Origin of the sequence: Sphingobium fluminis, from assembly GCF_037723805.1 — a bacterium.
Lineage (GTDB): Bacteria > Pseudomonadota > Alphaproteobacteria > Sphingomonadales > Sphingomonadaceae > Sphingobium.
Map to the genome: position 1 here is coordinate 1,133,389 of NZ_JBBJUK010000001.1, position 13,137 is coordinate 1,146,525.

The 13,137-nt window shown below is 63.9% G+C and carries 15 protein-coding genes and 1 tRNA gene; 3 read left to right on the forward strand and 13 right to left on the reverse strand.

All coding sequences use genetic code 11. The features are described 5' to 3' along the window. Window positions 1-27 precede the first annotated feature (27 nt). The 10 genes from WG907_RS05920 to WG907_RS05965 form a co-directional block, all read right to left on the reverse strand. The gene (locus tag WG907_RS05920; RefSeq protein WP_340231727.1) at window positions 28-1,803 is read right to left on the reverse strand and encodes a DEAD/DEAH box helicase; all 1,776 of its coding nucleotides are present in this window, start codon (window positions 1,801-1,803) and stop codon (window positions 28-30) included. Between the two features lie 351 nt (window positions 1,804-2,154). Further along, window positions 2,155-2,853, reverse strand: coding sequence for a 50S ribosomal protein L1 (gene rplA / locus WG907_RS05925; RefSeq protein WP_340231728.1), 699 nt, complete (start codon window positions 2,851-2,853; stop codon window positions 2,155-2,157). A gap of 4 nt (window positions 2,854-2,857) precedes the next feature. Beyond that, window positions 2,858-3,289, reverse strand: a complete 432-nt coding sequence (gene rplK, locus WG907_RS05930; RefSeq protein WP_340231729.1) for a 50S ribosomal protein L11 — start codon at window positions 3,287-3,289, stop codon at window positions 2,858-2,860. 204 nt (window positions 3,290-3,493) lie between these two features. After that, on the reverse strand, window positions 3,494-4,030 hold the full coding sequence (gene nusG / locus WG907_RS05935) for a transcription termination/antitermination protein NusG (protein WP_340231730.1): 537 nt from the start codon (window positions 4,028-4,030) through the stop codon (window positions 3,494-3,496). Between the two features lie 39 nt (window positions 4,031-4,069). After that, a complete protein-coding gene (gene secE / locus WG907_RS05940; RefSeq protein WP_340231731.1) occupies window positions 4,070-4,276 on the reverse strand; it encodes a preprotein translocase subunit SecE in 207 nt (68 codons plus the stop codon). Window positions 4,277-4,448: 172 nt separating this feature from the next. Continuing rightward, window positions 4,449-4,524, reverse strand: a tRNA-Trp gene (locus WG907_RS05945). A 58-nt stretch (window positions 4,525-4,582) separates the two neighbouring features. Then, complete coding sequence (locus WG907_RS05950; protein ID WP_445326765.1) at window positions 4,583-5,518, reverse strand: YihY/virulence factor BrkB family protein; 936 nt, start codon at window positions 5,516-5,518, stop codon at window positions 4,583-4,585. Window positions 5,519-5,562: 44 nt separating this feature from the next. Next, entirely contained in the window at window positions 5,563-6,786 is a 1,224-nt protein-coding gene (locus tag WG907_RS05955) for a dihydroorotase (RefSeq protein ID WP_340231732.1), read from the reverse strand. Then, window positions 6,783-7,778 carry an aspartate carbamoyltransferase catalytic subunit gene (locus WG907_RS05960; protein ID WP_340231733.1) on the reverse strand — a complete coding sequence of 332 codons (996 nt, stop codon included), beginning with the start codon at window positions 7,776-7,778 and terminating at the stop codon, window positions 6,783-6,785. Before WG907_RS05960 ends, WG907_RS05955 begins: the two co-directional genes overlap by 4 nt. Before the next feature lie 48 nt (window positions 7,779-7,826). Next, window positions 7,827-8,294 carry an SH3 domain-containing protein gene (locus WG907_RS05965; RefSeq protein ID WP_340231735.1) on the reverse strand — a complete coding sequence of 156 codons (468 nt, stop codon included), beginning with the start codon at window positions 8,292-8,294 and terminating at the stop codon, window positions 7,827-7,829. A gap of 142 nt (window positions 8,295-8,436) precedes the next feature. Between WG907_RS05965 and WG907_RS05970 the strand changes: the two genes are divergently transcribed. Further along, on the forward strand, window positions 8,437-9,435 hold the full coding sequence (locus WG907_RS05970) for a 2-hydroxyacid dehydrogenase (RefSeq protein WP_340231736.1): 999 nt from the start codon (window positions 8,437-8,439) through the stop codon (window positions 9,433-9,435). 10 nt (window positions 9,436-9,445) lie between these two features. On the opposite strand, the gene WG907_RS05975 is transcribed toward WG907_RS05970, so the two are convergent. Together WG907_RS05975 and WG907_RS05980 are read right to left on the reverse strand one after the other, a co-directional pair. Continuing rightward, the gene (locus tag WG907_RS05975; RefSeq protein WP_340231737.1) at window positions 9,446-10,303 is read right to left on the reverse strand and encodes a copper resistance protein B; all 858 of its coding nucleotides are present in this window, start codon (window positions 10,301-10,303) and stop codon (window positions 9,446-9,448) included. Then, window positions 10,300-12,078, reverse strand: coding sequence for a copper resistance system multicopper oxidase (locus WG907_RS05980; protein WP_340231738.1), 1,779 nt, complete (start codon window positions 12,076-12,078; stop codon window positions 10,300-10,302). Before WG907_RS05980 ends, WG907_RS05975 begins: the two co-directional genes overlap by 4 nt. 128 nt (window positions 12,079-12,206) lie before the next feature. On the opposite strand from WG907_RS05980, the gene WG907_RS05985 reads away from it, so the two are divergent. Together WG907_RS05985 and WG907_RS05990 are read left to right on the forward strand one after the other, a co-directional pair. Then, window positions 12,207-12,392 carry a DUF1328 domain-containing protein gene (locus tag WG907_RS05985; RefSeq protein ID WP_340231739.1) on the forward strand — a complete coding sequence of 62 codons (186 nt, stop codon included), beginning with the start codon at window positions 12,207-12,209 and terminating at the stop codon, window positions 12,390-12,392. Between the two features lie 4 nt (window positions 12,393-12,396). Next, window positions 12,397-12,600: a DUF5818 domain-containing protein gene (locus tag WG907_RS05990; protein WP_340231740.1), complete on the forward strand. Its 204-nt coding sequence runs from the start codon at window positions 12,397-12,399 to the stop codon at window positions 12,598-12,600. Window positions 12,601-12,612: 12 nt separating this feature from the next. On the opposite strand, the gene WG907_RS05995 is transcribed toward WG907_RS05990, so the two are convergent. After that, complete coding sequence (locus WG907_RS05995) at window positions 12,613-12,879, reverse strand: hypothetical protein (protein WP_340231742.1); 267 nt, start codon at window positions 12,877-12,879, stop codon at window positions 12,613-12,615. Window positions 12,880-13,137: the final 258 nt, after the last annotated feature.

The window sequence follows — 13,137 nt, forward strand, 5'->3', positions numbered from 1 at the left end:
GACCGCCCGGATCGAACGGATGAGCAATTACCCCCGTGAGCGGGGCGGGCCCTTGCGAGGACCGCCAGCACCGGCGCCCTTGAACGGGCGGGGGCTGTGCGGGGCCGAGCCCCTAGGACCGCCGCGCGGCGGGCCGCTGCGGTTGGGCCTGTCGCCATTGGCCGGACGCAATTGCTTGCGATTTTCGCGTGCTTCCTCGCGCGGTGCGCCTTCGACCGGTTCGAAGGTCACGTCGGCGCCCTCATCGCCGGCTTCGCTCGAGCGCTTGACCGCCGCAATGAAGCGCGATGCGATCGCTTTGGGGATTTCGAACATTGTCTCGCTGGTCGTGATGCGGATCGCGCCGATATCGCCGCGCGACACATGGCCGCGACGGCAGATCAGCGGCAATATCCAGCGCGGGTCGGCATTCTGGCTGCGGCCGATATCCATGCGGAACCACTGAGTGTCCTCAAAGCCCGGACGCGGCCCTTCCCGGCGCGGCGGGGCTTCGCTGGCGTCCAGCATTTCTTCCGGCGCGGGCATGGCTGCCCGGGCGCTGCGGACCAGCATCGCCGCGATTTCCTTGGCGCTCTTGGCGGCGAGCAACTCGGCACCCAATGTCCAGTCGGCTTCTTCCAGCTCCATCGGCGCCAGTAGCTGCGCACGCAGTCGTTCGGCATCCTGCGCCGCGATCGCTTCGCGGCTTGGCACCGGCACCCATTCGACCGGGATCTTTGCGCCCCGCAGCATCCCTTCTACCCGGCGACGGCGCGGATAGGGGACGATCAGGACGGCGGTGCCCTTCTTGCCCGCGCGGCCGGTGCGACCAGAACGATGCTGCATGGTTTCGGCGTCGCGCGGAATTTCGACATGGACGACGAGCGTCAGCGTAGGCAGATCAATGCCGCGTGCGGCGACGTCGGTCGCGACGCAGACCCGCGCGCGCCTGTCGCGCAGCGCCTGCAACGCATGGTTGCGCTCGTTCTGGCTATGCTCGCCCGACAGCGCGACGGCGGCAAAGCCACGTTCGGTGAGGCTCGCGTGCAGATGGCGTACATTGTCGCGGGTCGCGCAGAACAGCATCGCCGTCTCCGCCTCATGAAAACGCAGCAGATTCACGACCGCATTTTCGATTTCGGAGGGGGCGACCGTCATCGCCTGATAGCTGATATCGCCATGACCCCGGTCGGCGGAGGTCGATGCGATCTGGAACGCGTTCTTCTGATAGCGACGGGCCAGCGTCACGATGGGCTTGGGCATGGTCGCCGAGAAAAGCAGGGTGCGGCGGCCTTCGGGCGTCGCGTCGAGAATGCCTTCGAGATCCTCGCGAAAGCCCATGTCGAGCATTTCGTCGGCCTCATCGAGCACGGCGGTCTTGAGCGCGGAGAGGTCGAGCGCGCCGCGTTCCAGATGGTCGCGCAGGCGCCCCGGCGTACCGACGACGATATGCGCGCCCTGGGCCAGCGCCTTTCGCTCGCGCGCGGCGTCCATGCCGCCGACGCAGGTTGCGATGCGCGCGCGCGCGCCGGCATAAAGCCATTCCAGCTCGCGGCTGACCTGCAACGCCAGTTCGCGCGTCGGCGCGATCACCAGCGCCAGCGGCCAGGCGGGCGGGGGCAGGCGGCCTTCCTCGTTCAGCAGTTCGCTAGCCATGGCGAGGCCGAAGGCGACCGTCTTGCCCGATCCGGTCTGCGCCGACACGATCATGTCGCGCCCGATCGCCTCTGGCTCGATGACAGAGGCCTGCACTTCGGTCAGGGCCTCATAGCCCTTCGTGGTCAGCGCCTGGGCGAGGATGGGGGGGAGAGTTTCGAATGCCATGTTTTTTATCCATCGGGAGTGCGATTCCGCCTCTACCGACGGCATCAATGAGAACCTTATGTGTTCCGGCAAAAGCCGGAACCCAGGGTGGCAGGTCACAAACCCCGGTCCTTGAATCAGGGAATTCCCTGACCCCGTTCATTTCCACCACCATTCGTCCTGAGTAGCCATTGAGCTTGTCGAAATGGCGTATCGAAGGAGAAGTTTGGGCGCGATCCTTCGATACGGCGCTTCGACAAGCTCAGCACCTACTCAGGACGAACGGATGTAGTTTGGTCAGATAACAAAATAAGAAAGCCTCCTTCCCCATTTCCAAGGAAGGAGGCTTGCCTATTGTCTATAGCATGAAAATCAGACTGCGGCGACTTCCGCCACGTCGACCTTCACGCCCGGGCCCATCGAGGACGACAGGGCGATCTTACGAACATATTTGCCCTTCGAACCCGACGGCTTCGCCTTGACGATCGCGTCGACGAAGGCGTCGAAATTCTTGCGCAGATCTTCGGCGGTGAAGCTCGACTTGCCAAGGCCCGCATGGATAATGCCGGCCTTTTCGACGCGGAATTCGATCTGGCCACCCTTGGCGGCTTTCACGGCTTCGGCGACGTTCGGCGTCACGGTGCCAAGCTTCGGGTTCGGCATCAGGCCCTTGGGACCCAGGACCTTGCCGAGGCGACCGACGAGACCCATCATGTCCGGCGTCGCGATGACGCGCTGGAAATCGATATTGCCGGCCTGGATGCTCTCCAGCAGGTCTTCGGCACCCACGATGTCGGCGCCGGCGGCGGTTGCCGCTTCAGCCTTGTCGCCACGGGCGAACACGGCGACGCGGACGTCCTTGCCTGTCCCGGCCGGGAGCGTGACGACGCCACGGACCATCTGATCGGCATGACGCGGGTCGACGCCCAGATTGATCGCGATCTCGACGCTTTCGTCGAACTTGGCGGTCGCGTGAGTCTTGATCAGGCCCAGCGCCTCATCGACGCCATGCAGCTTTTCACGGTCGATCGTGGTGGCGAGTGCCTTAGCCTTCTTGGTCTGCTTTGCCATGATCTTAGCCCTCCACCACGTCGAGGCCCATCGCGCGAGCGGAGCCTTCGATGATCTTCGTTGCAGCGTCGATGTCGTTCGCATTCAGATCGACCATCTTGGCCTGCGCGATGTCGGCCAGCTGGCTGCGGGTGATCTTGCCGGCCACGACCTTGCCCGGTTCCTTGGAACCCGACTTGAGGCCGATGGCCTTCTTGATGAGGAAGGTCGCGGGCGGCTGCTTCATCGTGAAGGTGAAGCTGCGGTCCGCATAGACGGTGATGATCGTGGGCAGCGGCGTACCCTTGTCCATGCCGGCCGTCTGCGCGTTGAACGCCTTGCAGAATTCCATGATGTTCACGCCGCGCTGACCCAGGGCTGGGCCGATCGGCGGGGCAGGCTTGGCATCTCCAGCGGGCACCTGGAGCTTGATATAGCCCGTAATCTTCTTGGCCATTATTACTCACTCTGTTGCTGGGCGAGCCAGAAGGCACGCCCGGTTCAAGTTTAGCGGTTCAAGCAGCGGTCCGAAGATCGCCTCCCGCGCTTATTCCCGGTTTCCCGGAAATCTTTGTGCTCCTGCGAAAGCAGGAGTCCAGGGCGGCTAAGCATCGCCCCGGCGCCCTAGGCTCCTGCTTTCGCAGGAGCACGGCAAAGCTCCTTATTTGGAAAGCTCTACCTGCTCGAAATCCAGTTCGACCGGGGTGGCGCGGCCGAAGATCGACACCGACACCTTGACCCGGTTCTTTTCGAAATCCAGTTCCTCGACCGTGCCGTTGAAGCTGGCGAAGGGGCCGTCGAGCACCTTGACCGCATCGCCGATCTCGTAATCGACGCTGACCTTGTGCTTGGGCGCGGCCTCTGCTTCCTTGCGGGCCCCGAAATAGCGCGCGGCCTCGGTCTCGCTGATCGCCTGGGGCTTGCCCATAGATCCCAGAAAACCGGTGACCTTGGGCGTGTTCTTGACGAGGTGATAGACATCGTCGTTCATCGCCAGCTTGGCGAGGACATAGCCCGGCATGAACTTGCGCTCGACCTGCACCTTTTTGCCGCGCTTGACCTCGGTCACGGTCTCGGTGGGCACTTCCACCTGCTCGACCAGCTGGGTCAGGCCCATGCGTTCGGCTTCGGAAAGAATGGATTCCTTGACCTTGTTTTCGAAGCCCGAATAGGCGTGGATGATATACCAGCGCGCCATGTTACCGTTTCAAACTCCCAAAATATCCCGTCGAACCGCTCATGCCTGCCCTGCGGCGAACGCCAGCAGCCACCGGACAATCGCGCCGAAAAAGGTGTCGATGCCAAAGAAGAAAAGGCCGAGTGTCGTCGTCATGATGACGACCATAACGGCGGTCATCACCGTTTCGCGGCTGGATGGCCACACGATCTTCGACGCTTCGGTCTTGACCTGATTGACGAACTCGCCGGGAGAAGTCTTGGCCATCGCGCTGCCCGTTCACCTTCAATACCAACACCAAAGCGCGAAGCAACACTCCGCCCTCCCGATCCCGCCCTGTTCGGCGTCCGGGGGTGCGGCCGCATGGCTTCGCGACACAAATCGACGGCGCATCTAGCCGCAAACCCTGTCAGAAACAAGGGTTGCCGCTAAATGGCTTTGGCAGGAGTGCCCGGATTCGAACCGAGGACATTCGGTTTTGGAGACCGACGCTCTACCAGCTGAGCTACACTCCTGTACCGGCGAAGGAGGGCGCTTTAGCGTGGGCAGCGGGGGAGGGCAAGGCAATAAACCTCAATATGCAGTGGGTTCTTTTACCTGCGTATCGGCGCTGGTTTGCCGCTCGGCCTCCTGGTTGATCTGCGCGCCAAGAAGGACCACGAAGGACGATACGTACAGCCATAGTTGCAGGACAACGACCGCGCCAAGGGAGCCATAGGTCTCGTTATAATTGCCAAAGCGCGAGACGTAGAAGGACACGCCGAGCGTGGCCAGCAGCCAGAAAAGTGTCGCCGTCACCGACCCGATGGTCAGCCATTGCCACCTGGCTTTGCGGCGGTGCGGCCCGAACCGGTAGATGAGCGCAAGGACCGCGCTCGCAAAACCACCCGCGACGATCCATGTGGTCAGCTTGGCTGTAATGATGGCGGCCGCACCCCAGCCGTCGGCCAGATCTTGAAGGAAGCCGATCACCGAAGCGGTCAGCACGCCGACGACGACGACCATCACCGAAGAAAAGGTGATGCCCAGCGATACGCGATAGAATGCGAAGATCGATCGCGCTTCCTTCTCCTCATAGACTATGTTGAGCGCCTCGATGATGGCGGAGGCGGCCCGCATGGCGCCATAGACCGCAAGCGAAAGCGCCAGCAGCAGGCCGAACCCGACCGCCGGTTTGGTGGTGGTCACGATCGCCATCAACTGATCGTAGATGAGCTTGGCGGCATCCTGCGGCACGACAGTGATGATCGATTGCATATGATCCGCGACGAGGCGAGGATCACCGATCAGACCATATGTCAGGACGACGGCGGCCAGCAGCGGCGCAATGCTTAAAAACGCATAATAAGCAACTCCCGCGGCAAGCAGCGAAAGATGGTTTGCGCCCATGGCTGTGTAGACCCGCTTCAATATTTCCCACCATGCCCGGGGCGGGATTTTCCATGGTGCGTTGACATGCACCTCATGCGCTATGGTCGCGTTCAGGGGCTGGTCCAGTTCATCATGCATCTGCGGCAAGCGCGTGAGAACGGACCGGGTTCCGGCGCACTAGATTACAGGAACATGCCGCCCTTCATTATGCGGCGAGCCCGGCCCTGAACCGGCACGCGGTCGAACGGCGTATTGCCGGCCTGTGCAGCCATTCTGGCCGAATCGACGATCCATGGCGTGTCGGGATCGACGAAGATGAGGTCGGCCGCGCTTCCGGCCGCGAAGCTGCCCGCCTGAACGCCCAATATCTGCGCCGGATTGGCGCTGAGCAGCGTCATCAACCGGTTGATGGACAAATGCCCCTCCCGCACCAGATTGAGCGATAGCGCGAGCAGGGTTTCCGCGCCCGCCATGCCCGGAGCGGCATCGGCGAAGGGCAGGCGCTTATCCTCGGGGCCGCGCGGATCATGGCTGGAGGTAATGACGTCAATGGTCTCATCGGCGACGGCTGCGATCGCGGCCTTGCGGTCATCTTCGGATCGCAGCGGCGGCGACAGCCGGGCGAAGGTGCGAAAATCGGTGACGGCATTGTCGGACAGGAACAGGTAGGCTGGACTGATCCCGCAGGTCACCTTAAGCCCTTCGGCCTTGGCGGCGCGAACCAGATCGAAGCCGGCTTTCGTCGTCACCAGGCGAAAGTGAATGGTGGCACCAGTCTGGCGCACCAGCATGATGTCACGCGCGATCGCCATGGCCTCGGCACAGGCGGGCGCGTGGGGCAGGCCGAGCCGGGTAGCGGTCTCCCCCGAGGTGGCGACGGCCCTGGCGGTAAGGCCGCCATCTTCCGCATGCGATATGACGGTCAGCCCGAGACCCGACGCGTAGGACAGCACGCGCAGCATGACGCCCGAGTCGGCGATCCACTGCCGTCCCGTGCCGACCGCCTTCGCGCCTGCCGCCTGCATCATGCCGATTTCGGCCAGTTCCACGCCCTTGAGGCCGCGCGTCGCCGCTGCAATGGGGTGCACCCAAAAATCCGGCTTGCCCGCGCGGGTCGCGTGCCGGATCAGGCCGACATCATCGAGCGCAGCCGACTGGTCGGGCATCAGGGCCGCCCGGGTGATGCCACCGAAATGAAAAGCCGGCTTATCGGTCGCGAACACACCGAGATCGACGAGGCCCGGCGCCACGACCAGGCCATGAGCGTCGATCCTTTCTGCATCGTCAGGCACGGGAAGGTCGCCCGCCGCGACGATCCGGTCGCCCTCGATCAGTATGACCCCGGCGGCCAGATCGGACCCGGCCGGATCGGCCAGCCTGCCGTTGACGATGGCAATTCTGGTCAAGACCATCCTTCCACCCCCCTCGCGCCGCGCGTCAGCACGTCGAGGCAGGCCATCCGCATCGCCACGCCCATTTCCACCTGCTCGGTGATGGCGGAGCGTTCCGGGTGATCAGCGACGCTGCTTGAAATTTCCACGCCCCGGTTCATGGGTCCAGGGTGCATGACAAGCGCATCGGGCTTGGCCAGCGCGAGCCGCTCGGGCGTGAGGCCGTAGAGCATATGATATTCGCGCGGCGAAGGAATGAAAGCGCCGTCCATCCGCTCGTTCTGGAGCCGCAGCATCATCACGACGTCAGCGCCGTCAAGCCCCGCATCCATGCGATGAAAGGGTGTTGCGCCCAGCATTTCGACCTCTGGCGGCATCAACGTTGGCGGGGCGACAGCGCGCACCTGCGCACCCAGTGCGGCGAGACAGAGCATGTTGGAGCGAGCGACCCGGCTGTGCAGCACATCGCCGCAAATGGCCACCACCAGCCCCTCGAAACTGCCCTTGCGCCGACGGATCGTCAGCGCGTCGAGCAGGGCTTGTGTCGGATGCTGGTGCCAGCCGTCGCCGGCATTCAGCACCGGACAGTCTACCTTGTCCGCGATCAGGCGCACCGCGCCCGAACTGCCATGGCGGATGACGATGACATCGGCATACATGGCGTTTAGCGTCATGGCCGTGTCGATCAGCGTTTCGCCTTTCTTCAGGCTGGACGTGGCCGCCGCCATGTTGACGACATCGGCGCCCAGCCGTTTCCCTGCAATTTCGAAGGAAAGGAGAGTGCGCGTCGAATTTTCGAAAAAGGCGTTGATCTGGGTCATTCCCGCCAGCCGGTCGTCATGCTTGCGGGCATGGCCGCGATTGGCGCGCACCCATTGTTCCGCCTCATCGAGCAGAAAACGGATCTCCCATGGTTTGAGGTCGGCGATCGACAACAGATGCCGGTGCGGGAACAGCGCGCGACCGGTAAGGTCGAGCGGAGCGGGCGCGGCGTTCGTTTCGAGCATGGCCTGACCCTTTAGGCGAGGGCAGGGGGCAGGGCAAGCGGCGTGCGATTATTGCGCGCCGCCCCACATGTCACCGATCCTGATAAACCCGCGCTGGCCGCGCACGTCGAAGGCGCACCATCCCGACGAGCAGGAGGATAGCCGGCCGACGACGCCCTTTTCGGCGCGAAACAGTGCCCGCGATCCATCACTCGGGGATTCGCGTAAGGGCGCCACCGGCGCGGTCACGACGCCCGTTTTCGTGTCGCTCAGCAACCGGACGTGCATCCAACCCTGCGTGCCGTCCGAATCCTCGACCTTGCGCCACAAGCCCAGCACCTGCACGACCTTCACCGGCAGGTCGCGGCGGCGATAAATCCAGTTCGAAGGATAATCGAGGCTCGGCCCGACCCGCATCCGCGCCTCGTCCTCTGAGATGGATGCCCAATAGGGCACAGGGCGGGCAGGGGCGGCAGCCGCGGGGGTCGCTCCTAAAAGGCTGGCGGCAATATATCCGCCCAGCAAATATAGCTTCATATACAACTCATGGTCCCGTGAGCGCCGTCGCCGCCTTCATAGCCGCTGGCGCGTATGACCGACAACCGCTCAGTTGGCCACTCGGGTCCGATTCCGGGGATAAACCCTTGACCGGATGCGCGGCGGGGCATAGCGGCCGGTCATGGCCAAGAAACCGCGCCCCGCCAAGCCGCGGGTCATCGTGACCCGCCGCCTGCCCCCCAATGTGGAGGCGCGGATGGCGGAACTGTTCGACACGAGTTTCAATGTCGGCGACGTGCCGATGGATCGCCCCGCCTTGTCGCGCGCTATGGGGCAGTGCGATGTGCTGGTCCCCTGCATCAGTGACCAGATCGACGGCGCGCTGATCGCGGCGGCGCCCGAGCGGCTGCAACTGATCGCAAGCTTTGGCAGTGGCGTCGATCATATCGACCTGTGCGCCGCGCGCGAAAAGCGGATCATCGTGACTAACACCCCCGGCGTCCTGACCGAAGATACCGCCGACATGACGATGGCGCTGATCCTGTCCGTCCCCCGCCGTCTGGCCGAGGGCGAGAAGCTGGTGCGGACCGGCGAGTGGCGCGGCTGGAGCCCGTCGGGCATGCTGGGACACCGGATTTCGGGCAAGCGGCTGGGTATCGTCGGGATGGGCCGCATCGGCCGCGCGGTGGCGAGCCGTGCGCGCGCCTTCGGCCTGTCGATCGCCTATCATAATCGCCACCGCCTGCCGTTCGAGGTGGAGCAGGAACTGGGCGCGGTCTGGTATCCCGATCTCGACGGGCTGCTCGGCGAGTGCGATGTCGTGTCGATCAACTGTCCGCTCAATGCCGATAGCCGGGGCATGATCAGTGCGCGCCGGATCGCGCTGATGCGCCCGGACGCCTACCTCATCAACACGTCGCGCGCCGAAATCACCGACGAGCCAGCGCTGATCGCGGCGCTGGAGGAAGGGCGGATCGGCGGCGCGGGGCTGGACGTCTACACCCACGAGCCGGCGATCGATTTGCGGCTGTTGTCACTGTCCAACGTCGTTCTGCTGCCGCATATGGGATCGGCCACGTTCGAGGGGCGGGACGCGACCGGGGCGCGGGTGATCGCCAATATCCGGACATGGGCCGATGGCCACCGCCCGCCCAATCAGGTGCTCGAAGGCTGGATCTGACAGGGGGCGCTCAGAACCAGAAGCGCAGGCCTGTAACGACGCGCGTCGCACTTCGATCTTGGTCAGCCGCACGCGAGCGCGACCCGCGAATGCGGCTCCATTCCACGCCGATATACGGCGTGAAGCGCGGCTCGATCATATAGCCGAGGCGCGCACCGAGTTCGGCCTCTCGCAACATAGCGCCACCGGCTGAAAGATTGACCTCTGCACGCGGCGTAAGCAGCAGGCGCTGGGTCAGCCGGATGTCGTGGCTCGCCTCTGCCCGCGCCGTCAGCTTTCCCTTGTCTGACAGAAAGGCCGTGGCGGCGAGCTTGAACCAGTAGGGTGCAAGTCCTTCGATGCCGACGCTCGCATAGGTACGCGCCGGCGCAGGACGGAAATCCTGCCGCACGCCAAGCTGAAGATTGAACCACGGGTCAATCGCATGGGACCAGAGTGCCTGGACCTCGGCATCGTCGTGGCGGTCGCGCATGCCTTCGCCCTGCGTCTTGATGGTGAGCCGGTCGATGTCGCCGCCAAACCATGCCTCCCCCTCCCAGCGATAACCGTTGCGGCCATGCTGCCATCTCGTTTCGAGCAGGTCGACCAGCAGCATGCTGAAGAGCATTCCGCCGCTCTCGCGGGAAAGCATGGCGCGCGCTCGCGCCATGGCGGCTGGATCGAACAGCGCCTCGGCGGCATGACCGGCGGGAATGCGCGTCCCTGGTAAGACTGTGCTCGGACGACTTTCCTCATGCACGTCCGCCGGGGGAGGCAGGACGCTCATGTCCATATCGGGCATGTCGGCCATGTCGTGCCCGCTATGATCCTGCGCGCCCGCTGGGGCGACGGAGAGGATGAGCGCCGTGGCGGCCAGCAAGGCTTTCACGTCCGGCCCTCGCGCACCGTCACGACGCGGAACATGCCTGCATGCATGTGCAGCAGCATGTGACAATGGAAAGCCCAGTCGCCAGGCGCATCAGCCGTAAGGTCGAAGCTCAGCTTGCCGCCCGGCAGGACGTTCACCGTATGCTTGCGCGGCTTTGCGCTGTCATCATCCGCGCCCGTCAAAAGTTCGAAGAAATGGCCGTGCAGGTGGATGGGGTGGGGCATCATGGTGTCGTTGACCAGCGTGATGCGCACGCGCTCCCCCAGATGTAAGGCGATGGGATCGGCGCCGTCGCTATATTTAACGCCGTCGAACGACCACATATAGCGTTCCATATTGGCGGTCAGATGCAGGGTGATCGACCGGCCGGGCGGCCGCGTGTCCGGGTTTGGCAGCGCTGCGCGCAAGTCGCGATAGGTGAGCACGCGATGCGCCACATCATCGAGGCCTGTCGGGCGGTCTCCCGTGCGGTCCGTGGGCATAGGTGAAAGGCTCGCGACGCCCGGCCCGAGTGGGACAGCGGGCGCCGACGTCGCGTCGCGCATCTTCATCGCGCCATGACCTTCGGGCGCGGTCGAAGTGGGCGGCGCGGCATGGCCCATCGCCGCGTGATCCATAGCGCCATGGTCCATCGCGGGCATGGCAGTCGCGCCATGGGTCATTCCCATGTCCCGCATCGTGAGCAGTGGGCGCTTGCGGATCGGCGGAATGGATGCCGCGAGGCCCATCGCCGGAGCCAGCGTCGCGCGGCACTGGCCTGATCGGTCGATGGCCTCGGCAATGAAGCCATAGGCGCGCGCTTCGGGGGGCTGAACGACGACATCATAGGTTTCGGCGATGGCGATCTGCAATTCGTCCGTTTCGACCGGGATCACATCCTGCCCGTCCGCCTGCACCACGGTCATCGCCAGGCCCGGCAGGCGGATGTTGAAATTCGTCATCGCCGACGCATTGACGATTCGCAGCCGCACGCGCTCACCCGGCGTGAACAGCCCGGTCCAGTTGCCGACGCTGTCATGGCCGTTGATCAAATAGCTGTAGGTGGACCCGGTGACATCGGAAATATCGGTCGGGTCCATGCGCATCGCCGCCCAGTCGAGCCGCTCGCCGATCGGCTGATCGCGCCCCGCAAGCAATCCGGCCACCGTCTGGCGCTGGCGATTATAATAGCCGCCCATCTGCTTGAGCCGCCGCAGCAGCATATGCGGATGTGTGAAGCTCCAGTCGGACAGGACCAAAATATGTTCGCGATCGGCCTGCACCTGATCGCCAGCGGCAGGGTCGATGACGATCGCGCCATAAAGGCCCATCGCCTCCTGCATGTTCGAATGGCTGTGATACCAATATGTGCCGGCCTGTTTAACCGGAAAGTCGTAAGTGAAGGTCTCGCCGGGCCGGATGCCGGGGAAGCTGACGCCGGGGACGCCGTCAAACTGGAACGGCACGAGCAGGCCGTGCCAGTGGACCGAACTATCCTCGGTAAGAGTGTTGGTCACCGAGAGACGAACATTCTGCCCCTCGCGCAGGCGGATCAGCGGGCCGGGCAGCGAGCCGTTCACCGTCACCGCATGGCCGCGCCGACGGCCAAGCATGACATCGCTTCGACCGATGGCAAGGGCGATCGCCTCACCCGAAAGCGAATCCCCCCCTGCGGTCACGAGCCCGTGCGATCCGCTGCCCGCCCATGCCGGTACGATCGTTGGAAGCAGGGCGGAGCCGCTGAACCCGGCGACCGCGCGCAGCATCGCGCGACGTGTGAAGGATGATGAAGGCAAGGACGGAACCTACTAAATTACCTGATGGGCTGTCGCACGTCAGGGCTGGAAAGGCCAGCGGCGCGGCACGGAACCGCGCCCGCCCATGGCCGTTTCAGGATCATCGCTGATTCAAAAAGGATATTCCGATGATCCGTCTTGCCATCATCTCCCTCGTCATCGCGGCCGTGCTCGCCATATTGGGATTCGGCGGAGCGGCCGGCACATTCGTCGGAATCGCGAAAATCCTGTTCATCGTGGCGATCGTGCTGTTTGCGATCTTCCTCGTCCTTGGCTTGTTGGCTGGCAAGGGCATCAAAAACGCGATAGACTGACGCCATGCAAGGGGTTGGCGCTGGGGTGAACGAGACGGGACGGCTGGTGCGTGATAGCGCCGGCTTCCTGCTCCAGCGCGATCTGGGCGGGACCTTCCGCCTCATTCTGCTGCGCGTGCCGGTGGATCATGTCGAAAAACGCGTGCGGGTCACCGGCTATTATGCCGGTGACGATGTGGTGGAGGTGGAAGGTGTCGCACCGGCCTGAACGATGCGGCCCTCAGGCGAGCGGTAACTGTCCACCATCCATTTCCGTTATGGGTCCCCGAGTCTGAACGAAGCGGGCGATCAATCCCTGATTGGTCCCATGATCGAGTGGCAGCGCGGTCTCGCAATAGGCGCACTCGGCCATGGTGCGGCCAACCAGCCACTGGCTTCGACCGCATCCCGGGCAATGATTGGCTTCGCCCGCGTGATAATGGATGATGTACCCGCGCGCAGCGGGGTCGAACGACTTGCCCGACGCAGAGTTGGAATGGGGGCGCATGGTCGTCTCCTCATATCATTATGGAATTGTTCACGACAACGCGGCAGCGCCATTTTATATCCTCCGGCACAAGGCGCGGTTGAGCGCGCGGCTACGGAAAATGCGCCAGCGCATTTGACTCCCGGGCGGCAGTCGCTATGGCGCTGCAACATCGGGACACACCCGCTTCGACCGTCGGTTGGGGCGCATCCCTCCACCTTGCCGCGGTTAGGGATGATCGGGCGAGATACTGGTGGAATGTCGGCTCCTTTCGCCCGC

Excerpts from the sequence above, each read along its gene's own strand:
- WG907_RS05920 (WP_340231727.1), bottom strand. The coding sequence starts at position 1,803 with ATGGCATTCGAAACTCTCCCCCCCATCCTCGCCCAGGCGCTGACCACG.
- rplA (WP_340231728.1), bottom strand. The coding sequence starts at position 2,853 with ATGGCAAAGCAGACCAAGAAGGCTAAGGCACTCGCCACCACGATCGAC.
- rplK (WP_340231729.1), bottom strand. The coding sequence starts at position 3,289 with ATGGCCAAGAAGATTACGGGCTATATCAAGCTCCAGGTGCCCGCTGGA.
- nusG (WP_340231730.1), bottom strand. The coding sequence starts at position 4,030 with ATGGCGCGCTGGTATATCATCCACGCCTATTCGGGCTTCGAAAACAAG.
- secE (WP_340231731.1), bottom strand. The coding sequence starts at position 4,276 with ATGGCCAAGACTTCTCCCGGCGAGTTCGTCAATCAGGTCAAGACCGAA.
- WG907_RS05950 (WP_445326765.1), bottom strand. The coding sequence starts at position 5,518 with ATGCATGATGAACTGGACCAGCCCCTGAACGCGACCATAGCGCATGAG.
- WG907_RS05960 (WP_340231733.1), bottom strand. The coding sequence starts at position 7,778 with ATGCTCGAAACGAACGCCGCGCCCGCTCCGCTCGACCTTACCGGTCGC.
- WG907_RS05965 (WP_340231735.1), bottom strand. The coding sequence starts at position 8,294 with ATGAAGCTATATTTGCTGGGCGGATATATTGCCGCCAGCCTTTTAGGA.
- WG907_RS05970 (WP_340231736.1), top strand. The coding sequence starts at position 8,437 with ATGGCCAAGAAACCGCGCCCCGCCAAGCCGCGGGTCATCGTGACCCGC.
- WG907_RS05985 (WP_340231739.1), top strand. The coding sequence starts at position 12,207 with ATGATCCGTCTTGCCATCATCTCCCTCGTCATCGCGGCCGTGCTCGCC.
- WG907_RS05990 (WP_340231740.1), top strand. The coding sequence starts at position 12,397 with ATGCAAGGGGTTGGCGCTGGGGTGAACGAGACGGGACGGCTGGTGCGT.
- WG907_RS05995 (WP_340231742.1), bottom strand. The coding sequence starts at position 12,879 with ATGCGCCCCCATTCCAACTCTGCGTCGGGCAAGTCGTTCGACCCCGCT.